Source organism: Psychrobacter sp. T6-1, assembly GCF_052258445.1.
In genome coordinates, this window is record NZ_JBQQFC010000776.1 from 1 (window position 1) to 584 (window position 584).

The 584-nt window shown below is 45.5% G+C and carries 1 protein-coding gene; it reads right to left on the bottom strand.

Going from position 1 to position 584, the window contains the following annotated elements; translation table 11 throughout:
• Positions 1 to 59: 59 nt before the first annotated feature.
• The coding region (locus ACTXGO_RS15915; RefSeq protein ID WP_443575205.1) for an amidohydrolase family protein at positions 60 to 584 on the bottom strand (525 nt) is incomplete at its 5' end.

Here is a 584-nt window from a genome sequence, read left to right on the forward strand (position 1 = left end):
ATACCAATACAAAAAAACGGCCTAATAATAGACCGATTCTTTATCGCAATTTCAATAATTTACTTGGCGTTTTGATAACCGCCGTAATATTTTACCGGAGACCAGCTTGGAATCACAGGCGCTAGTGTTGGCGCAAGCTTACTGTATTTACCGGTGCCATATACTACGTCACCACCAACGACGGTAAGGTCGGCTTCGATAGTTTTGATTTTCTCATCGGGGACACTAAAGTAATCATCAGACAATAGCGCAAAGTCAGCATACATACCTGGCTCAAGAGTACCTTTTACCGTTTCTTCATTTGAGAACCAAGCGCTGCCTTTGGTATACACCTCTAGTGCATCTGCTCTAGAGAGAACGTTATCTTTGCCATATAGCGGCGTGCCGCCGACTGTCTTACCTGTCGTCATCCAGTACAGCGCAATCCAAGGATTATAGCTTGAAACTCGCGTACCGTCAGTACCTGCCCCAAGTGGAATACCCATGTCAAATATCTTTTTGAATGGCGGCGAAGTACTAGCAGCCTCAGCGCCGTAACGATCTAAGAAATACTCGCCTGCATAGGCCATGCGATCTTGTATCGA